The sequence below is a fragment of the Neorhodopirellula pilleata genome (assembly GCF_007859915.1).
Taxonomy (GTDB): domain Bacteria; phylum Planctomycetota; class Planctomycetia; order Pirellulales; family Pirellulaceae; genus Rhodopirellula; species Rhodopirellula pilleata.
Map to the genome: position 1 here is coordinate 14,000 of NZ_SJPM01000005.1, position 24,949 is coordinate 38,948.

Annotated in this window: 15 protein-coding genes; 7 read left to right on the forward strand and 8 right to left on the reverse strand. The window is 56.5% G+C overall.

Translation table 11 applies throughout. The annotated features are described in order from the left end of the window. Window positions 1-46: 46 nt before the first annotated feature. Window positions 47-3,199, forward strand: a complete 3,153-nt coding sequence (locus Pla100_RS13175; RefSeq protein WP_231603023.1) for a CHAT domain-containing protein — start codon at window positions 47-49, stop codon at window positions 3,197-3,199. Window positions 3,200-3,212: 13 nt separating this feature from the next. On the opposite strand, the gene Pla100_RS13180 is transcribed toward Pla100_RS13175, so the two are convergent. Together Pla100_RS13180 and Pla100_RS13185 are read right to left on the reverse strand one after the other, a co-directional pair. Continuing rightward, a complete protein-coding gene (locus tag Pla100_RS13180; protein ID WP_146578183.1) occupies window positions 3,213-3,944 on the reverse strand; it encodes a zinc ribbon domain-containing protein in 732 nt (243 codons plus the stop codon). Window positions 3,945-4,255: 311 nt separating this feature from the next. Further along, window positions 4,256-5,257: an AAA family ATPase gene (locus Pla100_RS13185; protein WP_146578184.1), complete on the reverse strand. Its 1,002-nt coding sequence runs from the start codon at window positions 5,255-5,257 to the stop codon at window positions 4,256-4,258. Between the two features lie 180 nt (window positions 5,258-5,437). Between Pla100_RS13185 and ylqF the strand changes: the two genes are divergently transcribed. After that, window positions 5,438-6,394 carry a ribosome biogenesis GTPase YlqF gene (gene ylqF / locus Pla100_RS13190; RefSeq protein WP_146578185.1) on the forward strand — a complete coding sequence of 319 codons (957 nt, stop codon included), beginning with the start codon at window positions 5,438-5,440 and terminating at the stop codon, window positions 6,392-6,394. Window positions 6,395-6,403: 9 nt separating this feature from the next. Continuing rightward, window positions 6,404-7,876, forward strand: coding sequence for a sulfatase family protein (locus tag Pla100_RS13195; RefSeq protein WP_146578186.1), 1,473 nt, complete (start codon window positions 6,404-6,406; stop codon window positions 7,874-7,876). Here Pla100_RS13195 and Pla100_RS13200 read toward each other — a convergent pair. The 5 genes from Pla100_RS13200 to Pla100_RS13225 all read right to left on the reverse strand — a co-directional run bounded on the left by Pla100_RS13200 (window position 7,809) and on the right by Pla100_RS13225 (window position 16,230). Continuing rightward, window positions 7,809-8,762 (reverse strand): CheR family methyltransferase, encoded by a 954-nt coding sequence (locus Pla100_RS13200; RefSeq protein ID WP_146578187.1) that lies wholly within the window; start codon window positions 8,760-8,762, stop codon window positions 7,809-7,811. The genes Pla100_RS13195 and Pla100_RS13200 overlap by 68 nt on opposite strands. A 170-nt stretch (window positions 8,763-8,932) precedes the next feature. Continuing rightward, complete coding sequence (gene cheB, locus Pla100_RS13210; RefSeq protein ID WP_146578189.1) at window positions 8,933-10,129, reverse strand: chemotaxis-specific protein-glutamate methyltransferase CheB; 1,197 nt, start codon at window positions 10,127-10,129, stop codon at window positions 8,933-8,935. Window positions 10,130-10,302: 173 nt separating this feature from the next. After that, complete coding sequence (locus Pla100_RS13215) at window positions 10,303-12,675, reverse strand: methyl-accepting chemotaxis protein (protein ID WP_146578190.1); 2,373 nt, start codon at window positions 12,673-12,675, stop codon at window positions 10,303-10,305. Between the two features lie 85 nt (window positions 12,676-12,760). Next, complete coding sequence (locus tag Pla100_RS13220) at window positions 12,761-13,285, reverse strand: chemotaxis protein CheW (RefSeq protein WP_146578191.1); 525 nt, start codon at window positions 13,283-13,285, stop codon at window positions 12,761-12,763. Beyond that, window positions 13,282-16,230, reverse strand: a complete 2,949-nt coding sequence (locus Pla100_RS13225; RefSeq protein ID WP_146578192.1) for a hybrid sensor histidine kinase/response regulator — start codon at window positions 16,228-16,230, stop codon at window positions 13,282-13,284. The genes Pla100_RS13220 and Pla100_RS13225 overlap by 4 nt, the downstream gene beginning before the upstream one ends. A gap of 386 nt (window positions 16,231-16,616) precedes the next feature. Between Pla100_RS13225 and Pla100_RS30750 the strand changes: the two genes are divergently transcribed. The 4 genes from Pla100_RS30750 to Pla100_RS13240 all read left to right on the forward strand — a co-directional run bounded on the left by Pla100_RS30750 (window position 16,617) and on the right by Pla100_RS13240 (window position 23,214). Beyond that, complete coding sequence (locus Pla100_RS30750; protein WP_197167906.1) at window positions 16,617-16,793, forward strand: DUF6800 family protein; 177 nt, start codon at window positions 16,617-16,619, stop codon at window positions 16,791-16,793. Between the two features lie 490 nt (window positions 16,794-17,283). Then, entirely contained in the window at window positions 17,284-18,105 is an 822-nt protein-coding gene (locus Pla100_RS13230; RefSeq protein ID WP_390620603.1) for an ABC transporter ATP-binding protein, read from the forward strand. A gap of 66 nt (window positions 18,106-18,171) precedes the next feature. Next, window positions 18,172-21,069: a Gldg family protein gene (locus Pla100_RS13235; RefSeq protein WP_146578193.1), complete on the forward strand. Its 2,898-nt coding sequence runs from the start codon at window positions 18,172-18,174 to the stop codon at window positions 21,067-21,069. Between the two features lie 84 nt (window positions 21,070-21,153). Then, the gene (locus Pla100_RS13240) at window positions 21,154-23,214 is read left to right on the forward strand and encodes a DUF4340 domain-containing protein (RefSeq protein WP_146578194.1); all 2,061 of its coding nucleotides are present in this window, start codon (window positions 21,154-21,156) and stop codon (window positions 23,212-23,214) included. 19 nt (window positions 23,215-23,233) lie between these two features. Here the strand turns inward: Pla100_RS13240 and Pla100_RS13245 are convergent, their stop codons facing one another. Further along, window positions 23,234-24,331: a hypothetical protein gene (locus Pla100_RS13245; RefSeq protein WP_146578195.1), complete on the reverse strand. Its 1,098-nt coding sequence runs from the start codon at window positions 24,329-24,331 to the stop codon at window positions 23,234-23,236. Window positions 24,332-24,949 lie beyond the last annotated feature (618 nt).

A 24,949-nucleotide genomic window follows, 5' to 3' on the forward strand; every position in this document is an offset into this window, starting at 1 on the left:
GATTGCTTGCTCCGTTTTTCTTGTCACCCCGGCTACGCCGATGAACATGTTCGCTCAATGTCGCTATCGGACGCAACCCTCGGGATATTTCACCGTCGACGGTTTCTCCCGCCGGACGCTCGCCCTGAGTTGCCTGTTGCTGAGTTGCCTCGTGCTGGCCGGAGCGATGTCACTGTGGGCCACGCCCGCCGCTGCGCAAGTGCCCGGTGGCGGTTTTGGTTTGCCGGAACCTGGCGGACAGTATCCGGCGCAAACCTATTACGATGCCTTGCGAGTATATCGGGACGGCGATCTGGAGAACGCTATCCGAGGATTTGAGATGGCGCTGCGTTCGACGCGAACGGACATCAATGGCAAATGGATCGACTCGATTCCCGCTCGCGTGATGTTGGCTGAATGTTACTGGCATCTCGGGCATCTGCCGGTTTGCCGCAGCCACCTGGACGAGGCTGCTCGCATTGCCGTTCGCAACCAAGGTTGGCTCGGACAGCTCGATTTCAATTCGCTCGCGCAGGGAGGCGTGGTTGCCGCATCACCGACGAACCTTTGGCCCGAAGTGGCTGCCGTCCGCCGGTTGCCCTTGCCGCGAAAGATGCCCTTCCAATCGGGTCGACAATTGACCGAACAAGGCCTCGCGGCGGGCGGCGTTATCGAAACGCCGACGATCAAGAACATTGACGCGATCGAAGTCATGCGGACCCTCGCCGTGATGTCTCACCGCCGCCGCGTGTTGATGGGGCCGTTGTCCGTCGACGACACACTTTCGCGCGAGGTTGCCGAATCGACCAAGTTGCCGACGGGATTGAGCATGGACTCCGCGAAGTCACTGATCTACGCGATGAGAGGTTGTCAATACTACGCGATCGGGGAAGACAAAACCGTCATCGATCGTGCGGGGAAATATGCGGTCGTGGGCGGTGCCGTGCATCCGATGACGCCGATGTTGTTGTTGTGCGGACTTAAAGCCGGTGCGGGTGGCGATGAACAAGGCAAGTTAACGCAAGACAATCGACAAACCCTTGTTTCGACCGCGCAGCAGATCACCAACGCCGCCGCCGCGTTGGATCAGTATGAATTCATCGGCGAAGCGTTGCAGGTCGCCGCCGGGGTCGCGCAAGGGGACCAGTTGTCGCGAGTGGAACAGACCGCGTTGCTTGCCGCTCGAACCTTGGTTCGCCAATCGCGACTCGCTTCGCTGCACTGTTACCTCGTCGCTGCGGATGCTGCGGTCTCGGCCGGACGGGTCGACGCGGCCAACGAACACTTGCAAGCGGCGATCACGATCGCATCGCGTCGTGACGTTCAGTTCGCTCGTTTGCAAGCTTACGGTGCCTACGTCGCAGCCCGCATCGCGGCGAAGAGTGGTCAACCGATCGGTATCGGCGGCACCGGAACCATGGCCGATGCGCTGCGATCGATGTCGGACTTTATATTGAATCAGCGCGATCGCAATCGACCGGTGAGCTCAATGCCGTTTTTTTATCAGGTCGACATAGTCATGGGCAGCCTCGGCGGTAACGTCGGCAACCAGTCCGTCAAACGATTGCTCGAAGGCTACTCGGGTGATGTGGCGATCTCGTTATGGCGGCAAGACCCGCTTAACGCGATGGCGGCGGTGTACTTTGACGATTCGGCCATGCATTCGGCGCTTTTGAATATCGCCGCCATGGAGAACAACGGAACCGAAGTATTGCAGCAAACCGATCGATTGCTCGCCAAACGATTCACTCGTCAACTGCCCTTGCAGGGACGATTGTTGCAGTATCGAACGCTGGTCAGTTCGCCCGTCGACGCGTTGTGGTCCGACGCGAGAGCGATGCTGGCCGAGCCTCCCGAGGTGTTGAAGCGTTTGAGAGACGAAACACAGCAATCGCTCGTCGCCGCCGCTGCTCCGGTTGCCGTCCCGGTCGACAAGGCGGACGGGAAATTCTCGGTTCGTTCCGAATCCCAAGCGATCGTGATGGAAGCCGCCGTCAGCGATTTGGCATTAAGCCGTTCGGTCGTCCCGGAGATCAATCCGCCACCGGTGGCGACCACGGACGTGGCTTTGGTTCCTGATGGCGTCGCGTTGGTCACTTTTGTGGTCGACAACGGCAAGCTGCACGCGACCGCGACACGCGACGGCGCGACTAGGACATGGGTCGTGCCTGGAATATCTCGATTGCCAGCGATGATCAACCGTGTGCTGCAAGATATCGGTGCAAACAAAGGCCGCGGCAAGCGAGTTCCCGACAGCGACGAAGCGTGGCGTGCCGACATGGAATCCATTCGTTCTTTCTTATTTCCGGAAAGCTCCGGATGGACCGAGGATAACTTAACAAGCATCATCGTTGTTCCCGACGGCCCGTTGTGGTATTTGCCGTTCGAATTGCTTCCGGCGGTCGGTACGAAAACCGTCAAGCCGATCGCAGCCGATGCCGAACCGGCACGCCTTTGGGCCGATGCGGTGGAACTGACCTACGCACCGACCCCCGGGATGGCGTTGCGGAATGTCGCCGCCGCGACGACAGCGAATCGGATTGCGATGGTCGCCGGCAATTTTTTCGCTATTCGTGATCAGACGCTCAACGAGTCGATGATCAATGAAGTGATGTTGCCGGCCCAAGACGCGGTGCGATTGTCGACAACCGATTCGCCGCCGACAAGTTTGATGGGGCTGGAGATCGGCCATTTGATCGTCGCCGCCGCAGTGACTCCCAATGTCGCCGAACCGCTGTCGACGCAGATCGTTCCGATCGAAAGTGGAACGGGTAATCCGACCGGCACATCGTCGGCAAACCGCTTGCGAGATTGGATACGATTCCCCGCCGGTGGACCACAGTCCGTGGTCTTGGCAGGATTTCGATCGACGGCAGCGAGCAACAAGCTCGGCGACGGATCGGAGCTGTTCTTTCCGCTGGTGTCATTGCGTGCATCGGGAGTCCGCGAAGTCATGCTCAGCCGATGGGCGACGGGCGGGCAATCCGCCGCGACGGCCTTGGCCGAAGTCGTCAACGAAGTTCCTCATACCCGGTTGGTGGAGGCGCTCCGCCGAGGAACAATGATGCTGCGATCGAGCGATCTGGCGGTTTCGCGGGAACCGTTGCTCGGCAAGCCCGACGAAGAGGTGGCCGACCTGACCGGGGAACAACCGCTGTTTTGGGCGAACTACTTCGCCAGCGGCAGTCTCAATCTGCCGGTTCCGCAACCGAAGAAATAGGAATCACCGCCGTTTAGATTCTTGTGTCTTCTTGTTGGTAGAGGATCGCGTTGCAGTTGGGGCAGTAGGTTAACTTGGACAACATCACTTGGCTGACGACTTGCGTGGTCAGGGTTTGCGAACATCCGCCGCATGAATCGTTCTCGATCGGTGCCAAGGCTTCTTCGCCTCTTGCGTCGACGAGCCTCCGGTAATCTGCTTTGACGACGGCTGGGATTTCCGCCTCGGCTTCTTCGAGTTGAATCTCGACGCGTTCCAAGTCGAACGCGACTTGCTGTTGTCGTTTGCGGATTTCGGCTTCACGTTGAACCTTGTCGGCTTCCACGTCGGCGAGTTGAGCTTTGGTCTTGTCCAGTTCATCGTTGAGCGCGTCGAGTCGTTCGAGGATCTCGAAGATCTCATCGCTTTGAACACTATTGGCCTGTTCATCGGCGGCGATCTGTTCTTTGAGCAGCGTGAACTCGCGGTTACTGGCGGCGGCATTGAGTTTGCGATTGAGATCGCGGAGATGGGCCTCGCGAGATTGCAGTTGCAATTGTTTCTCATCGGCGATCATCTTGGTTTTCTTCAAGACCGCGGCGGCTCGTTCCACTTCCGTTTGGGCGTTCGTCACAGTGGCTTCGACGGCTTTGAGCTGCAGCGGCCCCCGGCGAGCTTGGCTTTGGAGATCGGCTCGCTGTTGGTGAATTCGGTGGAGTCGGCGGAGAAGACGGCTGTCGAAATCGACGGGAACGCTGGCGGCCATGGACGGTCAATCGGGAAATAGATGATCAGGTAGGAAAATGGTCTCGTTCGTAAATTCGAACTAGTGCTTTGTCTAGATTCAACTTTAGGGTTCGCAACATTAGCCGTTTGAGCGCTAGCCCCGGTTTTTGCGACGGAACCGTGGCTAGCGGCGTGTTGATTTAATCGTAACCCGAAGCGTCAGCGAGGGATTGAACGCCATTAAAACTTTTGTATATATCCCTCGCTCACGCTTCGGGTTACGATGCAAACTAAACCAACAGACCGCTAGCGCCAAAACGGCTAAACCTAAAATTAAAGTTGGACAAAGCACTAGTCGGCCTTCTCGGGCACTTTTTCAAGGATATCGAGCAAGACTTGATCGGTGTCGATGCCTTCCGCTTGGGCTTCGAAGTTGAGTAGGACGCGGTGCCGCATCGCGGGCAAGAAGACTCGGCGAAGATCTTCGAAAGAAACATTAAATCGACCGTCGAGCAACGCCCGAACTTTCGAGGTCAACGCCAACGTTTGAGCGCCCCGAGGGCTACTGCCCCAGCGGACGTATTGGTTGGTGATCGGAACGCTGTGTTGGCCGTCGGGGTGTGTCGCCATGGTCAGTCGGACAAGGTAGTCTTGAACATGTGGAGCCAAGATGACGTCTCGAACGAGCCGTTGCCATCGCATGATTTCATCGCCGTCCATGACTTTGTCGACGGCGATCGTTTCACCGCGAGTGGTCCGGTCGACGATCGTGCCGAGTTCCTCGCGCGACGAATATCCGACGACGAGTTTGAACAAGAATCGGTCCATTTGAGCCTCGGGCAGAGGATACGTGCCTTCCTGTTCGATCGGGTTTTGCGTCGCGAGAACAAAGAAAGGCTTGGACAATTCAAACCGCTGTCCGCCGGCGGTGACGGTGCCTTCCTGCATCGTTTCGAGCATCGCGGACTGCGTCTTGGGGGTCGCCCGGTTGATTTCGTCGGCTAGAAGGATTTGCGTAAAGACGGGACCGCGTTGGAACTCGAACTTCCGCCGACCACTTTCCTCTTCAACGATCATGTTCGTGCCCAAGATGTCCGCCGGCATCAAATCCGGAGTGAACTGGATTCGATTGAACTGCAGATCGAGGACCTCCGAGAGCGTGCGGACCAACATCGTCTTACCCAAACCCGGCACGCCTTCGAGCAAACAGTGGCCGCGGCACAGCATCGCGGTCAACACGCCGTCAACGATTTCGGAATGACCCACGATCACGCGTCCGATCATTTCCTTGACGTTGCCGTAACGGGTGCGAAACGCCTCGGCGTCGGCTTGCATGGTTTCGACGGTGGACATCAATGGCGGCCAATCGAGAATAGGAGAAAAGATTCAGTTTCAGCCGACGCATCGTAGCATGCCGAACCGTCGCTGTGCAGAACAGGCCCCGGCGGCCTTCCTAGCTTCGACAGCCCGGCGATTGTCGGTTAGACTGGGATCTCGCTTGACCCGGCCGTTTTTCTCGTTTGTCGCACCATCATGTCCATTCAATGGTTTCCCGGCCACATGCACAAAGCGCGGCTGGAGATCGAGGCAACCTTGCCGCGGGTCGACATCGTGATCGAGGTGCTCGACGCGAGAATCCCGTATTCCAGCGAAAACCCGATGTTGGCGGAACTCCGCGGCGAGAAGCTGTGCTTGAAAGTGCTCGCCAAGTCCGATATGGCCGACGAAACGATGACTCAGCGCTGGATCGAACATTTCGAGTCCAAACAAGCCGTCCGCGCCTGTGCCGTCACGACGGAGGACGTGCCGACGATTCGCCGGATCAAGTTGTTAATCGAACGAATGGTGGGGCGTCGCGACGGCAAAATGATCAACGCGATGATCGTCGGCATCCCAAACGTCGGCAAATCGACACTGATCAATCATTTAGCCAATCGCAAGATCGCCAAAACGGGCAACACGCCTGCGGTCACCCAACAACAACAACGCGTTAACATTTCCGACACGGTTACCCTGTTGGATACGCCCGGCGTGTTGTGGCCGAACGTTCACAACCCCAACAGTGGTTATCGACTCGCCTTGCTCGGTTCGATCAAAGACACCGCGATGGATTACGCCGACGTGGGTTTCTTCGCTGCCAAGTTCTTGATCGCCAATCACGCCGAACGACTGGCCGACCGCTTTGGTTTGGACGAGGTGCCTCCGACCGAGTTGGAGCTGATCGAAGCGATCGGCCGCAAGCGAGGATGTCTCGGTAAGAACAATCACGTCGACTTGGACCGGGCGTCGAGAATCTTGGTCAATGAGGTCCGCACCGGTGGATTGGGGCCGTTGACGATCGAAAGTCCTAGCACGATGGCTTGGGAGTCGGCGCAAACGGCAGCGGCGGTTGCCGAAGCGGAAGAAAAGGCCCGCGAGAAAGATGCCAAACGCAAGCGAAGATTCAAGGCCAAGCAAAAAGCCCAACGCAAGTCACGAGAGATGGGGTAAACCACGTTGATGATGATGAAACGATCTGCATGGTTATGGTTAGTGTTGATTGCGTGGTTGGCTGGGGTTTGCGAATCTGCCGAGCCGACGTCACCGATTCGCCCGAATGTCGTTTGGATCATCGCCGATGATCTGGGACCGGAACTCGGTTGTTACGGCTACCCCGACGTGGCAACGCCGAATCTCGATCGCCTGTCTGCGGGCGGCAGACGATTCACGCATGCCTTCGCGACCGCACCGGTTTGTTCGCCGTCTCGAACCGCTTTCATCACCGGGCATTATCAAACCACCGTCGGAGGGCATCATCACGACACACGTGACAAACGCGAGCTGCCCGACTCGATTAAAACAATCACGCATTTGATGCGGCAGGCTGGTTACTTCGTGACCAACGGCAAAGGCTCGCCCGTCGCGGAGAAACGACTGACAAAATCGCATTTCAATTTTGTCTACGACCCGAGTACCTTTTTCGATGGCTCGGATTGGTCGCAACGTTCCGACCCGACACAACCCTTTTTCGCCACGGTTCAGATCAAAGAGCCACATCGCGGTTTTGTTCGCAATGAACGACCACGTTTAAAAGCCCCTATTCCTCCGTACTATCCTGAACATCCCGTCACGCGGGCCGATTGGGGGAACTACTTGGCAAGCATCGAGGTGCTCGATACGAAAGTCGGCGAAGTGCTCGATCGGCTCGACGCGGAAGGTGTCGCCCACAACACGATCGTCTTTTTCTTTGGCGATCACGGTCGACCGCACGTTCGGGGCAAACAGTGGCTTTACGACGGGGGTTTGCATGTGCCTTTACTGGTTCGTTGGCCCGGCCACGTTACCGCCGGCGCGGTGGACGATCGCTTGGTCTCACTGCTTGATTTGATGCCCACGACACTCGCGGCGGTCGGATCGGAAATTCCGCAATCGCCGGGGCAGGATTTGTTAAACCTTCAATGGCCTGGACACGACCATTTGTTCGCCGCGCGTGACCGTTGTGGGGATGCGATCGATCGCATCCGCAGCGTACGAACTCGGGACTTTAAGTACATCCGCAACTTCCGTCCGGACCTGCCGTATCTTCAACACAGCGGCTACAAGAAATTGGGGTACCCGGTCGAAACGCTCATGAAGGTCATGCACCAACAAGGTCGTTGGGACACGCTGTTGATGTCATCGACTCGACCGGAGGAGGAACTGTATGACCTCCGCACGGACCCGAACGAGATGGTAAATCTCGCCACCGAACCATCGTATCATGCAACGCTGATCGCGCTACGAGCACAGCTCGACGATTGGATTAAGCGAACCGGCGACAAGGGTGAGTTCGATGAGAGCGAGACCGTAGACCTTGCCGCCGTGAAGGCCGAAAAATGGGCGGCCTATGAAAACGCGATGCGTCGGCGCGGCTTAGACCCTGGGCTCAGCGACCGAGAGTACTTGCAGTGGTGGAAGCGGGAACTCGGCGTTGAAAACGCGTCGTCCCGATGACTTCGGTTTGGAACATGCCTTCGCTGTCGCGAAGCATCTCGCTGGCGCCGAGCAACAACAACCCGCCCGGCCGGATGACGGAGGCGAGTGCACGCATCACACGTTGACAAGTTTCGGTGTCGAAATAAATCAATACGTTTCGGCATAACAGAATATCGACTTGTCCCGCGACGGTCGCGACGCTGTTCGGCGAAGTCAAATTCATCACATCGAATCGCACCATGCTACGGATCGAATTGATGAGCCGCGAATCGTTCGATCCGGCGGTGCCGTTGATCGGTTCAAAGAATCGCTCACGTTGGGCGGTCGTCAGGCCCCGGCGCAGTTCATGGTCCATGAACTCGCCTTTGCGAGCTTGAGCGATCGTGCCGGTCGAAATATCCGTCGCGGCAATCCGGATACGGGAGTACGACGACGCTGATAGTCGTTCCTGCAACATCATCGCGATGCTGTAAGGCTCTTGGCCACTGCTGCACGCGGCGCAGTGGATCTGAATCGGAGCGGTGCGAGTTGGATCGGCCAACATCGGTGGTAGGATCTTTGTGATCATCACTTCGAACGGATGAGTGTCGCGAAAGAACAATGTCTCGTGCGTCGTCATCATGTCAACGATCTGGTCACGCAAACGAGTCCCGCCGGGACGTTCGGCTCGATCCAAAAGCGCGGTCAAGTCGGCAATCCCTTCGGTTGTCATCAGTGCTCGCAATCGTCCTTGAATCAAATAACTCTTGGACGATTCGATCTTGACGCCGCACCAATCTTTCAGCAAACGACACAATCGCTCGCAGGCCTCCGGTTGGAACACAAGTCCAGCAGGTGCCGCTGGCGCTGCGGTCTGGGTCGGGATCGCGAAGGTAGGAGTCGAAAGGGTAGTGGCGGTAGTCATGAATGCGGCCTGGTAGGGCTCGATTGAAACAAATTGAAAGGACTTGAATCTTGTCGGTTAGCTTTCTTCGCTCACCGACTCGTTAACTTAATTAGCCGTACCGCGTTAGCGGCGGTTAACGGCACGCCAACCGGGGCTAACGCCCGTCGGCTCACTGAATGAACAGCCCGCTAATTGGTTGCCATCATTGGTGCCGTCGTACTCGGGATTGGTGGTACCGGACAGTATCCGCCGGCGCGGTATGCAAGTTGACTGAGCAGGTTGGGTAGATCGTCGAGATCGAAAGCAAAATCAGCGAGGCCGTTCTCAATGATTTGGCGAGGCATCCCGTAAACGGTGCAGCTCTCGGCCGACTGAGCCCAGACGGTGCATCCGTTCTGGCGTAGATAGCTCACGCCATCACGTCCATCGTCTCCCATCCCCGTCATGATGACCGCCAAGCTGTTCCTGGCGATACTCGAGGGAACGGAGGACATCATGTAGTCGACGCTAGGTTTACAACTTTTGATCGGCGGGTCGTCGGTGACCACGGCAATCACATTGCCTCGCGCATCGGCTTTGACACCCAGTTGTTTTCCACCGGGTGCAATGTAAACGCCACCCCCGGCCAAGGGCATTCCATGGGTTGCCTCCACTACATTGAGGGCGCTGGTATTGTCAAGGCTCTTGGCCATCGTCGCGGTAAACAATGGCGGCATGTGCTGGACGATCACGATCGGAATCGTGAAAGTTGCCGGCAGTTTTGGAATCACCGATGCGAGTGCCTTAGGCCCTCCGGTAGAAATTCCGATGAAGATCGCGTGGCAGAGGTGAGGGAATTTCGGCGTCTTCAGGTTCTCAAGATTGCATTCAACAGGGCGCGGCACTGAAGTCGTCTTGGTAGTTCTTACTGGGGCGCGTGCGACTATTGGCGCAGAGAGGGTTTCACTCTTCGCTGGGCTTGAACTTACCATCGATAACTGCGGCTGTGCCTTGACCATCTTCAGTAGCCGGGCCAGTTCCGACTTCAATTGGGCAAGGTTGGCGCCGGCGTTGTCGTTATCTGGCTTGAGGATAAAATCCAACGCACCCATTGATAGGGCTTGCGTTGTGACTTCCGCCCCACGGCTTGTGTGGGCACTGACCACGATCACGTTGGTTTGGATGCCCCGAAGATCAAGTTCTTCAAGAACTTCCAAGCCGTTGAGGCCCGGCATCTCGATGTCAAGAGTGACGAGATCCGGTTTCGCGGCCACGATCTTGTCGACCGCCGAACTGCCGTCTCGTGCGATGTCGACGACCTCGACGCCTGGTATAGCGCTCAGTGCGTCTCGCATGACTTTGCGAAAGATGATGGAATCGTCGACGACGATGGTTCGGAGCGTCATTGCCTTGTGCCCTGTGCAATTGTAAGAGTGGTGATCAAGAATCGGTCGGTTGGCAACGGAGTGTTGCCCTGGTTCGGCAAGCCGTAGGCGTCAGTGAATCCGGGAGAATGACCGGCCGCCTACGGCTTGACGTGAAACGAACTAAATCAAATGCTTTTCTCTATTCAGGTCGATCAAAAAGTGACCATTTTAGATTTTGCTGATTCGTCGGTGCGGAACTGTGCCACCAAGGCGGACATTTCCATCGCCAAACGATGCAGTTCCTCGCCGCTGTCGCGACTTTGATCGATTCCGCAAGCGGTTTCTTGAAGCACCGAATCGACCATCGAAATGTTTTCCGTGATTTCTCGACTTGCGGTTGCCGATTCACTGACGCTCATCGCAACGTTTTTGGCCAAGCTGGACGTTTCGTTGACGTGCTCAGAGATTTGGCCGGTCGTGATCGATTGTTCTTCCACGGCGGTGGCGATCATGCGACTGAGTTCGTTCACACGAGCGATCACTTGGCTGATCTCGCCGATCGACGCGACCGCTTCGTTGGTGCTCTCTTGCATCGCTTGGATCCGGGTTCGAATGTCGTCGGTCGCTCCGGCGGTTTGCTTGGCCAGTTGCTTCACCTCGGTCGCGACGACGGCGAATCCCTTTCCGGCTTCACCGGCACGTGCGGCTTCGATCGTCGCGTTCAAGGCGAGCAGATTCGTCTGTTCGGCGATATCTTGGATCACCTCGATCACACGACCGATCTCATTGGCGGCCGTGCCCATGTTGCTGATCTTCGTGTTGCTGATTTCAGCCGAAATCGACGCATCGGCGGCAACCTGAGCGGACTGCTCGGCGTTCTTGGCGATCTCGGCGATCGTCTGTTTCATTTCTTCCACGGCCTGGGAAACACTCGACATGCTCGAAGTCATGTTCGCCGTGTTGCGAGACATGTTTTCCATGTTGATGCTCAGTTCCTCGGCGGCGCTGCTCACTGTCGAGGACTGGTTCTTGGTTTGCTCGGTGCCGTTGGCGAGATTATTGGCCGTCGTGGACAACTGGTTGCTGGCCGATGACAACGTCGTAACATTGCCGGTGATCGACTTAACGATATCGTGAATCCGACCCGCAAATCGGTTGAAGTAGACCGAAAGTTCACCGAGTTCCCCGGCTTGTTGTTCGTCCAGGCGGCGGGTTAAATCCCCTTCGCCTTCGGAGATGTCTCGTAGCATGTCGACGGTGGCTGTGATGGGTCTGACGATCGTGCCGGCGATCCAATAGGACACCGCGCCGATGGCGATCGATGCCAGGACGAACAGTCCAAGTCCGGTCCAGAAAATCGACGACTGTACCGAGTTACCCAAGGCAACCAGGTCGGCGACTCCCGCGAAAGCTTCGTCACGCGAAACCTCGGTCACGATGGCCCAGTTCAATCCCAGAAGATTGATCGGAGAGTATGCGGAGACCACTTCGATGCCCGCGTAGTTGGTCCCTTCGATCACGCCGTTTTGACCGGCGTGGGCTTTCTTGGCGGCCTCGGTATTGGCGTCAAACTTGCCTTGCTCTTTGGCGGCCTGATGCGCCTCTTGGTTTCCCGTGTTGCACAACACCTGTCCCTCAGCGGAGACGAGCAAGGTTTCGCATGTTTTTCCGATGCCGATATCGCGAGCCACCAAGTCAGCGATGCGATCGATCGGCATTTGAAAGACCAACACGCCGACACGCTCGGTTCCTTTGTAGATCGGCGATGCGATGAATGACGCGGGCGCTTCATACGAGGGGTAGTACGGTTCGAAATCGACCAGCACGGCTTCCGAGGGTGACGCGACCGAAGCCGCTTTGACGAACGCCTTGGCAAAGTTCGATTTCGAATAGGGTCCGGTTCGAAGGTCGGTTGCGTAGTCAAGCTCCTTGAAGACGCTATAAACGACGTCGCCGGTTTTGTCATCGATTAGGAAGATGTCGTAATAGCCGAACTCCTCCAGAAAGCTCCGCAGGAATGGATGGTATTTTTGGTGGGTCCGATCGTAGGTGGTTTGATGATCGGCGAAATCAAGTTGATGCTTGTTGCCCAGCTCATTTTGATTTTCAAAAATGTAGGCGTGCTGGAGCGCGACGGCCGCGTCGTCAATGGCTGCCAAGCGGCTAGCCGCCGCCGATGCTTTGCCGTTATTGTCGTTCTCATACTTGCTACCAAATTGATTGACGTAGTAATCATTCAGCTCGCGACGCATGTTCGCAATCATTTCTGCGTCGAGGGAACGCTCTGCGACGATACTGCTAGCGCCCTCTTTGAAGCATTGCACGGCATCGATGATCGCCGGTGATGCGCTTAATGTGGTAACTTGGCTTTCGATTTGCTTGAAGAAATCACCGACCTCGGCGGACTTCAAGTCCCTCGCCGCGACGAGTTGGTGCTTCGTCGATTCACTAAGATCGTCGGAGGCTTGGTCACTAATTCGGTTGCTACCGTTACTACCGTTGTATAGGTTCACCAACGAACTCAAGAACATCGGAATTAAACCGCATGCCAAGAACGCGGCAACGAGTCGGGTGCGGATACGCATGTTAAGATGCCTAAAGGCAATAGGAATGGTGGGGCAGATTGGGAGTTGGATTCATTCAGGCAAATGGGCGAGCATTGACGCTCAATCAAAGACTGAATTCGTCGATTGCGGCGAGGAAGCCTTGTGGATCAACCACGACGACGACGTCATTTTCACGCAGGAAAACCGATTCGATGAAGCGCCGGTCGACTTCACGTACGTTGGAAGGACGTGTCGCGAGTTCGTCGCGCCGGATCGTCAGGATGTCGGAAACCTCATCGACCAAAACGCCGAGGCGTTCACCGTCGATTTTCAGGATCAGGTTCCGGCCCGTGGTCATGGTTTCGGGTTTGGGCAGATCAAAAATTCGGTGCGCGTCCAAGACCGTAACCACTTCACCACGTAGGTTGACCACTCCGTGGATATGCGGTGATGCTTCGGGCACCGGCGTGTATTCCATCAATCGATTGATTTCTTGGACATAGTCGATGTTGATTCCCAACTGCACCTTGCCGACTCGGAAGGTGACTAGCTGGATTTGGTCAACACTGATATGCACATTGGTATCGCCGATCGAGTTGAATTGTCCGGTTTGTGGTTCGTTCGATTTGGTTGGTGCTGCAGTGCTCATGCGTGGGCCTCCAGTGCGAGTTTTTCAGATGATGATGGGGATTTTTTCTGGCAGCGAGCGTGGCCGACCAACTGATGAATGCTTGCCAACAGGTCGGGCTTGTTCATCTTGACCTGGTAGTCGGAAACCCCGGCTGCCCGGCCAATTCGGTTCGATTCATCGTCGGCCAAGCTGGTCAAGGCAATGATGGGCAACCGTTTGAAACGGCTGTCCGCTCGGACGCGGCGGGTCAGTTCGAATCCGTCCAGATTGGGCATCTCGACATCGGTCAACAACAAGTCGTAGTCGTGGGGATGCTGATCCAGTTCGGTCCAACCGAGTTCGCCGTCGATACAGGCGGTAACTTGGTGACCGACCTCTTTAAGCGTTTTGATCAAGAAGGTTCGAAAGAATGCGCTGTCTTCACACACCAGTAACCGTGCCGGACCAGAGGAAGGAACCTCTTCGGGGCGTTCGAACCAGTCCGGTCGGACGATCTCGGTCATGCCATAGAGGTCCAACAATCGCGTCGACAAGTTGTCAATGACGGCGATGCCGGCCACGCCTCGTTCGGTACTATTTTGAACGCCCGCGGAAAGGTCGCAGTCGCGGATATCATGCAGATGGGGAGCGATCAAGCCGACCTCGTGCCCGTAAACACGGAACACAACGACATAGACGTGATCGGTCGTCTCCATTTCCGTGACGGTGGCGACATCGTCGATCGACAGCAGCGGTAACGTGGTTCCGCGATACTGCAGAAGTTTTTCGTTGCCAATTTTCTCGATCTTGTTGACGTCGACGCGTTCGATGCGGCTGACGATATCCATCGAAACGGCGAATCGATCGTGAGCGGACGTCGACAACAGGACCAAGCGTTGACGGTCCACCGAGACGGCTTGAGTTTCGAGTTCGTCCGGTGCATCCGGTTCGCTGTCTTTTCTCAAGGAGATGCGAGCGGCGATACCGGCGGCATCAAGGATCAACGCAACGCGACCATCACCCAGGATCGTCGAACCGGCCATCAAAGGAAGGTTCGAAAGATGACGTCCGAGCGGCTTGACAACGATCTCTTCACTATCGAGAACACGATCGACGGCCAAAGCAAATCGATGGCGTCCACTTTCGAATACAACAAGTTGACAATCATTCGGGTCGGGCCGGTCCGCCGAAACAACCGAATCGCTGCAAGACAAAATGTCGTTCATTCGGATCAATGGCAATAGTTGACCACGCAGACGCAACACTTCCGCGCTGCTAGCGGTTTGAATGCATTTTTCTTTGCCGTCGGTTTGAACGAGTTCCACAATACCACTCTGGGGCAGTGCGTAAGGTCGACCGCCGACCGAGACGATCATCGAGGGCACGATCGCAAGCGTCAGTGGCAACGTGATGTGAACCGTCGATCCTTTTCCGAGCGTCGAGTGAACCTCCACGCTACCGCCGATCTTTTCGATGTTCGTACGAACAACGTCCATGCCGACACCACGGCCCGAAACGGCCGTGATCGCTGCGGCGGTTGAGAAGCCCGGGGCGAAGATCAAGTTGACCGCTTCCCGGTCGCTCATCTTTGCCGCCGTTTGAGCATCAATGATGCCCTTCTCGAGCGCCTTGGCTTTTAGTTTTTCAGGATTGATGCCCGCGCCGTCGTCGACGATTTCGATCATCACCTTGCCGGCTTGATGGTAGGCCTTCAACACCACCGTACCATTGGCCGGTTTGCCAGCGGCAACACGAACATCTGGCGTTTCAACACCGTGATCGCAAGAGTTGCGAACCAAGTGCGTCAACGGATCGGCGATCGCTTCGATGATCGTTTTGTCGGTTTCGACTTCGTTGCCTTCGGTGCGAAGCGTGATCTGTTTTCCAAGCGAAGCCGACAGGTCGCGGATAACTCGCGGGAACTTGTTGAACACGTTGCCGATCGGTTGCATGCGAGTCTGCATGATCGCTTCTTGCAACTCGGTCGTGACCTGATCCAAGTTCGCCGCAATCGAGTCGAGTTTGCTGCTCACGTCCATCGAATTGCGTGCGACTTTCGAGTCGTTGCGTCGTTGGTCGGCATTGCGAGAAGACGACTGAGCGTTGACGGCCTGAACCAACTGGTTTCGGCCCAATACCAATTCGCCGGCCAGATTCATCAAGCGATCGAGCACGCGAACACCGACGCGAATCGTCGGGTCGGAGGCCATCTTGTCGGCCGGTTTGGAATCAGCAGCAGCGGATTCCGCGACGGCCGGGGGTTTGGTCGCTAATGGCGCGACCGGTGCGGGGGCCGGCTTCTCGACATCGGCCATGTTGTCGGTGATCACATCGAGCGTCTCGCTGGCACGAGCGGCGACGGAGACATCCGAGGTGGCTGCCCGCTTGCGACTTCGGCTCTTGGGCGATGGAGTGTTCGGTTGGGCGGCCGAGCCAGACCGGCGGGTCGGTTTGTTCTTCGTTGACGACTCGGAATCCACTTCAGCGGCAGCCTTGGCGGCGACGTCGGCCCGCTTGGTCTTGCGTCGACGTGGTTTCGATTCGGCTTCAGCCGCAGGTTCAGTTTCCGCCTCCGCTTCGCCAGCGTGCGAGACGCCCCCAATCTGCCCGGTGAGAATTTCGTCGAGTTTCTGGCAGATCGCGGAGTTGTCGGTCTCGTTGCTCGTTTCGATCGACTCGATCATTGTCTTGAGTCGGTCGGCGGCTTTGAGCATCACGTCGACATTGAACGGATCCGGAATCAGCACGCGATCTCGAATTCGGTTCAAGACATCTTCGAGTCGGTGTGAGACCGCGTTGATTTGGCTCAGTCCAAGAAACCCAGCGGCCCCTTTGACCGAGTGGATCGCTCGAAAAACCGTATTAACCAGGTTCGCGTCGATGTCCGCGCCCATGGCCTCGATCTGAAGCAATTGAATTTCGATGTCGCCGAGATGTTCGCGTGCTTCTTCCACGAATTCGACTAGCAGTTCTGAATCGTCCATTGTGATGGCCCCGATATTTCTTATTTCGTGCGAAGGTTGGTCGTGCGAAGTGCGGTTGTGGAAAGCAATCGGCGCAGTGGCTCCCGTTGAAAGCCGCAGCCGATGGCGTGCTGAATTTATTTACACCGCAAAAACAACCCATTGAGAAAACTCAAGCGAAAACCGACGAATTACCGAGGGGTTCGATTCACCCTTGCCGACAAAAGCCGCACGAACCGAAAAGACGCTCCATTCGATGCGTCTTTCAGTCACAGGTGTTTGTGTTCCAAGTCCGTCGAATGCAAGATTCTTCCAGCCCCCTTCCACTGAGACGTTGTGGCGAGATAATCCTGGGTTCCCAGACAATTTTTCCACTCACTTTTGCCCCCACGAAAGGCCCATCCAACATGGCCGGAACCGAACGACAGCGAGAAATTCGCCGCCTGCGAGCACGCCGTAAGAAAACCGCTCAACTTGTCAAGCGAGCCCACGCCGGAACGATCGAGAAAGCCGAAGCGGCACGCAAACTCCGCCGAATGACCCCCGGTGCGGAAGTCGTCATCGCTCGCGAAGGGCTCAAGTAGTCGGCCGAGCTGAATGCGTGCCGTGCCACGGCCGGTCGCAGGTTGGCCGGTTCCGGGTTGGCCGGTCCTGGGCCGATCGTGCGTCTGTCCGAAAACGTGTCGGCGGTCTAGCGGGCTGTTCATTACATCGTAACCCGAAGCGTAAGCGAGGGATTATCGAGTAAGCGAGGGATCATCGATATCGACTCATCCCTCCCTTAGCGGCGTGTTGATTGAATCGTAACCCGAAGCGTCAGCGAGGGATTGATCGCCATTAATTCCTTTGTAGGTATCCCTCGCTCAGGCTTCGGGTTTCGATTCGGATTAGATCAACAGCCCGGTAAGCGAGGGATAATTGATATTGACTCATCCCTCGCTGACGCGTCGGGTTACGATTCAATCAACAGACCACTCGCTGCAGTTCCCATCACAAGTTTTTTCGAACCATCTCGGTTCGTCACCCGTAGGCGTTTCCAAAATCCTTCTTCCTCACTCTTCGGATAACGACTAGATGACCTCAACCTCTGGCGATCATGCTACAGGCCCATCCGATCCGGTCGCGAATTCCACCTCCGCTGCACCCCCTAAACCTTCACGAGACCTCGCCGACACGATGATCGAAGCGGTCGGGTTGAGTAAGTTCTACGGTCCGTTCGCCGCCGCCCGAGATGTTTCGTTCACCGTCAAGAAAGGTGAATTGGTCGCTTTCCTGGGTCCCAACGGAGCGGGCAAGAGCACCACGATGAAGATGCTCACCGGCTACATCGCCCCGAGCGAAGGACATGCGCGGATCGCTGGGCACAACATGATGGATGACCGGATCGCGGGCAGTCGTCGATTGGGCTACCTGCCCGAAAACGGCCCGCTGTATCCCGAGATGACACCGCTGGGAATGCTCGAATTCTTCGCCGATGCCCGCGGGCTGTCGACCAAAAACAAAAAGAACCAAATCGAAAAGGTCATCGACATTTGTGACCTGTCCAGCGTCGTCTATAAACCGATCAGCAAACTGTCCAAGGGTTTCAAGCAACGTGTCGGCATGAGCCAAGCGTTGTTGCACGAACCGGATGTCTTGATCCTCGACGAGCCCACCGCCGGTTTGGACCCGAACCAGATCCGCGGCGTGCGTAAAACCATGCGAAAGCTCAGCGAGACGAAAACGATCTTGCTGTCGACGCACATCCTTCAAGAGGTCGAAGCGATGGCCGATCGCGTGATCTTGATCAACGAAGGCCGCAAGGTCTACGACGGTGACGTCGAAGGTCTTCGCACGACCGGCCAAGGTGATCTCGACGAAGCCTTCCATCAATTGACCGGCCACAAGTTCGACTAGGTCGTTTTCTTTCCGTCCGTCCACCATCTTGGCGATGGTGCTCCTTTCCGAATTTGTCACACAAACATGGCGCTCAATAACGTCTCGATGGCCCTCCTCACGGTCCTCGCTTACGACGCAGTCTTCCTGCTGATTTTACTCGCGGTCGTTTCGCTGCTCGCCGGTACGAAACGCGCCGCCTTTGCGGTGATGAAGCGAAACTTCGTCGGCTATTTCAGCAATCCGACCGGTTACGTCTTCCTGTGTATCTTCGTGTTCTTGACCTCGGTGGCGGCGTTTTGGCCGTACGAGTTCTTCAATTCGAATCTGGCGACGCTCGACCAGCTCAATTACTGGTTCCCGCTGATCATGCTGGTGTTCATCCCCGCGATCACGATGAGTATCTGGGCCGAGGAAAAGCGACAAGGCACCGACGAACTGCTGCTGACGCTGCCTGCGGATGACTTCGACATCGTGATCGGCAAGTACATGTCCGCCGCAGCGATTTTCACCGCGTCATTGCTGTTCAGCCAAATCAGCACGTTCACGACGCTGGCGATCCTCACCGAAGGCGCACTTGACGTCGGTCTGATCTTCACGACTTACTTGGGCTATTGGTTCGTCGGTCTGACGATGATCGCGATCGGCATGATCGCTTCGTTCTTGACCGGAAACCTGACCGTCGGTTTCATCCTCGGTGCGTTGTTCAACGCACCGCTCGCTTTCGCTTCGCTAGCCGATGCGGTTAGCCCCTCCAAACGCTTCGCCGAATGGGTTCAAGGTAGCGGCATCGCTCGTCCCTTCGATGACTTCGGTCGCGGGGTCATCAGCAGTTCGTCAGTGATCTATTTTATTCTCGTCGCCGCTGTCGCTCTTTACGCTTGCATGGTCTTGATCGGACGTCGCCACTGGACCGGCGGCAAAGACGGAAACCAGATGGCTTGGCACTATGTTGCCCGTGTCGTCGCGTTGGTCGTCTTTACCATCGGTGCGGTCATGATGTTCCGCAGCCGCGATGTGTTGCGAACCGATATGACCGAAGGCCAGGTCAGCTCGCTCGCGGACGCGACCAAGCAATTGATCCGCAACCTCGATGACGATCGTCCGATCGTGATCGACGCGTTCATCAGCAACGAGGTTCCCGAGCTGTACGCCAAGACTCGTTACGAACTGGTCAACTTGCTCAAAGAGTTCCGCGCCGAAGCGGCCAAGCGGAATCGCACGATCGAAGTCAACTTATATGACGGCATCGAATTGTTCAGCGAAGATGCGGCACTTGCCGCCGAGCGATTCGGCATCGAACCGGTCACGCGTATGTTCCGCGAAAAAGGTGCCTACACGCAAAAGCAGTTGATTCTCGGTGCCGCGTTCCGCTCTGGACTCGAGAAAGTCACCGTGCCGATCTTCGAATACGGAATTCCAGTCGAGTACGAATTGGTCCGTTCGATCAACACCGTCGCCAGCGGCAACCGCAAGCGATTGGGCATCGTTGCGACCGACGCTCGCTTGATGGGCGGCATGGTCATGAACGGGATGCAAATGCAACGTGTCGAGAAGCACCCGTTGATCGATGAGCTTTCCAAGCAATACGAAGTCGAGGAAGTCGATTTGACCGCTCCGGTTTCACCAGACATGTACGACGCCTTGATCGCCGTGCAACCCTCTTCGCTCGATCCGCAAGCATTCGACCGCTTGGTTTCGGCAATCCAGGCCGGCATCCCGACGGCGATTTTCGAAGACCCGCAACCGGTCGGCGCCTCCTACATCACCGCGACCGGAGCTCCCAAGCAAGCCCCCGGTGGGTTCATGGGCATGGGCGGCGGCGGTCCTCAACCCAAAGGTGATATTCGCCGTCTGTGGAACGAGTTGGAGTTGAACGTTCCAGGATCGGCAGCCATGCAAGGCATGTTCAATCCCGAACTCGTCTGGCAACAACACAACCCGTATCCGAATCTCGAAGCCGCCAACGAGTTGTGGCTGTTCATCGACGAAGCGGCCGGTGGCGTTCAAGAAGGCGAAGCCCTGAGCGACGAAAACGAAATCACCTCCGGTCTACGCCAAGTCCTGGCCATCCTCGCCGGAGGTGTCTACGCCAAGAAAGACGGCAAACTCACCCACACACCGCTACTTCAAACCGGCCCCAAATCTGGTTTGATCGATGCGCAAACCGTTCAACAAATCCTCAGCGGCGGAACGTCACTGGCCCGCGAAATCCAAGGCGTGAACCCTCGCGTTCCAGTCGCGATGGCAATCGAAGGTCCCGGCGCGCAATCGGCAGGCGACTCGCCCGAAAGTAAAGATTCGGAAGAACCATCCGGTACTTCAGGCGGTATCAAAGTCGTCTATGTTGCCGACACGGACATCATCTTGCCTGAGTTTTTGTTAATCCGGGCCGATCCTGATCAGATTTCGGACATGCGATTCCAGTTCCAAAACGTCACCTTCGCATTGAACACGATCGATTGGTTGACCGGTGACACAAGCTTCATCAATGTTCGTAACCATGAGCCGATCTTCGCCAGTTTGAAGCTGATCGATTCGACCAAGGAAGTAGCAACGAGCGAAGTTCGTTTCCGAAGTCGTGAATTCCAAACTCAATTCGACGAAGCGATCCGGGAAGCCCAGGAAAAGATCGACACGGAACTTCAATCGCTCCGCGAAGAAGTCGAACAATTGCGGGAAGATCAAGCCGACGGCGAAGTCCCGCAAAGCGTTTTGCAAGAGAAACTAACCGCGTTTCAAATCAAGCAAGAAAACCAACAGCGTACCCTTGCGGTTCGTCGTGAAAGAATGGAACGCGAACGGGATCAAAAGATCCGGGATGTCCGACGCAAAGCCGACCAAGACGTCACCGCGATCCAAAACCAAGTCAAGACGCTCGCCGTTGCCTTGCCCTGCATCCCACCGCTACTGGTAGGTGTCGCCGTTTTCGCGCTGCGTCGATTGCGTGAACGCGAAAACATCAGCAAAGCTCGCTTGAAATAATTCCAACCTGTCAGCCGTAATCGGCTGATACGATTCGGCCCATGCCGCTGACCAACATCCAACACTACTAGAACCGAGACGAACGTGAACGAAGGACAAAAAACTGGACTGTTTTGCATCGTGGGCCTGCTCACGCTGGCGGTCGGATTGTTTTTATCTTGGCCCAACGCAGAGCGACTCGAAACGTCAGTCACGCCCGGCAAACCGTTGTTTGAAAACTTCAAGGACCCGCTCGCGGCCGCGAGTTTGAAGATGGTGACGTTCGACGAAGAACAGGGGCAAGTCGATACGTTCGAAGTCCGACGCGACCGGGACACCGGCGTTTGGACCATTCCGTCTCGCAAAGGCTATCCCGCCGACGCGGTCGAGCAGATGAAGGATGCCGCCAACGCATTGGTCGGTTTACAAATCCTTGACGTTCAAACCCGCAACGCGGAAGACCACGAGGCGCTCGGCGTCGTCGAGCCCAAACTCGAAGCCTTGGAAGTCGGCGATGTCGGCGTGGGGCGTTTGGTGACGTTCCGTGACGAAGCCCAAAAGGATTTGGCTTCGTTGATCATCGGAAACCCTGTCAAAGACGAGGAAGGCAAGATCTATGTTCGCAAACCGGGCCAAGACCCGGTCTATGTCGTGAAGCTCGAAGAGGCGGCACTTTCGACGCGATTCCAGGATTGGATCGAAGAAGACCTGTTGCAACTCAGCAGTATTGACATCAGCAAAATGACGATCAAGGATTATGCCGCATCGATGACCCAGCGTGGGATCGCGTTGACACGGAATTACACCGCCGAGATCAAAGCAGATGGATCGAACTGGAGTCTCGGGAAACTGCTCGAGTATCCCGCCGACAATCCCTTGGCCGATCCCAAGGTCGTGGACGTCGAACCGACCCAAACTCTCAACACCGAAAAACTCAACGACATCAAGAATGCCTTGGACGATTTAAAAATCGTCGATGTTGTCCGCAAACCCGAAGGCATGAGCGACAACCTGCGCGCCGACAAGGATCTGATCTCTGACAACGAAGCCGTCAGCTCGCTCGCTTCTCGTGGATTCTTTCCCGTATCCACCGGGGACGGCGGCGAGTTTGAAGTTCTTTCCGCCAATGGTGAACTGAACGTCTCGGTCAACGACGGAGTGCAGTATGTGCTGCGATTCGGAAACGTGTCCGGTCTTACCGAGGACGACGATAAGAGCGCCGACGAAGCGGAAGGTGAAAGCGAGTCCGGAACCGGAGTGAACCGATACCTTCTCGTCACCACGCGGGTCGACGAAGAACAGTTCCCTGCACCGGAGCTGGCTCCCGTTCCGCAAACGATCGAGGAACTCGCCGCGATGTTAGGAGTCGAGGCAAAACCTCAACCCAAAGACGAACCCGCCAAGGAAAGCCCCGAGTCACAACCTGAGATGAAGGAGGCCGAAAAACCGGCCGACTCCACCGATGCCAATCAAGACAAGAAGTCCGAAACTGCTGCCGAAGAAATGAAAACAGAATCGGACGCGAAGACGGACGAGCCCAAAACGGATGAAAGTGCCAAAGCGGATACTGACAAGCCTGCCGAAGTAAAAGAACCTGCCGATAAGAAATCGGATTCTGCTAAAGAGCAGGACACCAAACCTGAAACGAAAGAGAAACCGGCCGCCGTCGAAGAAGTCGAAGTCAGCGGCAGCGGCGAAGCAACCGGCGAAGGCCAGGGCGCCGACGACGGAGACGCCGGCGATGACAAGCCGGCGGATGAAACGCCGGCTGAAAACGACGCAGCCGAAGTTAAATCAGATACCGAATCCGGCGAGCCCGCTGCGATGGAAAATGCGGCGAAGAAGAAGGATGGGGCTGAAGAGGAACTATCGTTCGCCGAATTGAGCGATGATGAAAAGCAGGAGCGTCTCGAAGCCGAGCAAGAGAAAATCCTGAAGGAAAACACCCGCAAGTTGGACGAGCGTAAAGATCGTCTCAATGCGGCGCAGCGACGTGTTCGCGACCTCAACGCTCGATTCGCCGATTGGTACTACGTGATTCCCGAAAACACCTACCGTGAACTTCGAATCCAGCGTGATGAATTGCTGACCGCTGCCGAACCGATCAAGCTGGATGGGTCGAATCCGGGCACTGCCAATCCAGATGGCTTGAACGGTCCCGAATAAGGGCGTTCTCCTTCGCCGTTTACTCCAACAAAGCGACCAGCCGAGGGCTGTCCGTTGCCGCCTTGACCGTGTTGATCGTCGCCAGCAAGCGACGCATCGCTTGGCGAACCGCGAACAAATTCAGACCTGCTTTCTTCGCTTCGTACCAGCGATTTTGATTGAGGTCTAGGTGGAACTGAACCCAGTTGGCGTCGGCGGCCAGTTTGGGCGATTCGGGGTTGTAACGCGTCAGCGGAACCGGGTCCGGTACGACGGGTGATGGCACAGCGGTTGAAGGCACGGCGGGTGATGCCGCATCATCGCCGACCGAAAGTGTTGCACCGATTCGACGGCGTTCCATTTCTGCGGTGCCGCCACGTTTCATCGCGGCGAGTAGTTCGTCTTCGCCCGTTGCGACCACCGCCGGATCGAGCGGCGAGACGTCATCTTCACGATTCGGAATTTCAGCCGCTTCGTTCTCGAGATTCCTAGCTGTCAAAGGTTGCTCGACGTCGTAATCGGCATCGGGATCGTAATCATCGGCGTCATAGATCGAGTCTTTCGAGTAGGGAAGCGTGGCCGACCGGGTTTGGGATTCGCGATAGCTGATGTGACCGCCGACCGGACCGGCAATGCCGCGATCACTCGCTGCCGCGATCGCTCGTTCCACACCGTCCTCGCGAGCGTCAGCGATGTTGCGACGTTCCATCGGCGTTTCGTCGATGTGATCGTCGACGCGGTATTGGTCAATCTCGATCTTCAACCGATTTTCGGTTCGCTCGTCATCCAGCCCCGGATCGTCGGATCCGACGGGCGTTTCCGTATCGAGTCGACTCATCACCGGATCGGCTTCGGCAAGTTCTCCCGGACGCGCCGGCGGCGGAATTGCGGGCGGTTCGGGCTGGGCCCCGAGAGATTCAGCCAACTCGGCTCCGACCGCGACCGGGTCGGGAACATCGGTCTGCGACAGTGGCGTTTCGCCCCCCATTTCGGCCTTTTGTCGAATCCGTCGCCATCCAAATTCCTCCATCGACTCGATCAAATCGCCTGAGGTTTCAGCGATCAGCCGAAGTTGTTCCAGATGTTCGGGCGGCAGACCAGGATTCGTGCGTACCGTCTCGACGGCAAGTTTCCTCACCAGGCTCGCTTCGCTCCAAACCGCTCCCGATAACCCCCAGTCACTAATCGCCGATGCCTTCCCCGAAGGTGCCTCAGAAGAACCTGCCCGGTTTGAAGTCTCCAGAGTTGAAGCCCTCCGGGGATTCGCATCGAGGTCCTGTGCGGATGCCTTCCACGCTGGCCACGAAAGAAGGCCGAGACTCAAGAGGATCAACAATCCGTGAGTGAAACGACCCATCAGCGGCGGCTTCGAACGTTCGGGTCGGAAATGAAATGGCATGATTCATCCTAGGAAGTGAGAGTGAGCGGGAGCATAAGCTTCAAGAGACGCAACGTTTGACTTTCGAAGGTTGCAAATCGAATACCGCTCGCGCGAGATACCACCCAACAAGCCCATCAGATGAACCTGAACAGATCGAGTGAGCCGACGGCGTTAGCAACGTGTTGATTGAATGGCAACCCGCAGCGTAAGCGAGGGATCATCGACATTGACTCATCCCTCGCTCACCGGCGTGTTGATTGAATCGTAACCCGAAGCGTAAGCGAGGGATTCATCGCCATTAAGTCCTTTGTATTTATCCCTCGCTCACGCTTCGGGTTTCGATGAGGACTAAATCAACAGCCCGGTAAGCGAGGG

Bases quoted from the DNA above. Each gene is read 5' to 3' on its own strand.
- Pla100_RS13175 (WP_231603023.1), top strand. From the start codon at position 47: ATGTTCGCTCAATGTCGCTATCGGACGCAACCCTCGGGATATTTCACC.
- Pla100_RS13180 (WP_146578183.1), bottom strand. From the start codon at position 3,944: ATGGCCGCCAGCGTTCCCGTCGATTTCGACAGCCGTCTTCTCCGCCGA.
- Pla100_RS13185 (WP_146578184.1), bottom strand. From the start codon at position 5,257: ATGTCCACCGTCGAAACCATGCAAGCCGACGCCGAGGCGTTTCGCACC.
- ylqF (WP_146578185.1), top strand. From the start codon at position 5,438: ATGTCCATTCAATGGTTTCCCGGCCACATGCACAAAGCGCGGCTGGAG.
- Pla100_RS13195 (WP_146578186.1), top strand. From the start codon at position 6,404: ATGATGATGAAACGATCTGCATGGTTATGGTTAGTGTTGATTGCGTGG.
- Pla100_RS13200 (WP_146578187.1), bottom strand. From the start codon at position 8,762: ATGACTACCGCCACTACCCTTTCGACTCCTACCTTCGCGATCCCGACC.
- cheB (WP_146578189.1), bottom strand. From the start codon at position 10,129: ATGACGCTCCGAACCATCGTCGTCGACGATTCCATCATCTTTCGCAAA.
- Pla100_RS13215 (WP_146578190.1), bottom strand. From the start codon at position 12,675: ATGCGTATCCGCACCCGACTCGTTGCCGCGTTCTTGGCATGCGGTTTA.
- Pla100_RS13220 (WP_146578191.1), bottom strand. From the start codon at position 13,285: ATGAGCACTGCAGCACCAACCAAATCGAACGAACCACAAACCGGACAA.
- Pla100_RS13225 (WP_146578192.1), bottom strand. From the start codon at position 16,230: ATGGACGATTCAGAACTGCTAGTCGAATTCGTGGAAGAAGCACGCGAA.
- Pla100_RS30750 (WP_197167906.1), top strand. From the start codon at position 16,617: ATGGCCGGAACCGAACGACAGCGAGAAATTCGCCGCCTGCGAGCACGC.
- Pla100_RS13230 (WP_390620603.1), top strand. From the start codon at position 17,284: ATGACCTCAACCTCTGGCGATCATGCTACAGGCCCATCCGATCCGGTC.
- Pla100_RS13235 (WP_146578193.1), top strand. From the start codon at position 18,172: ATGGCGCTCAATAACGTCTCGATGGCCCTCCTCACGGTCCTCGCTTAC.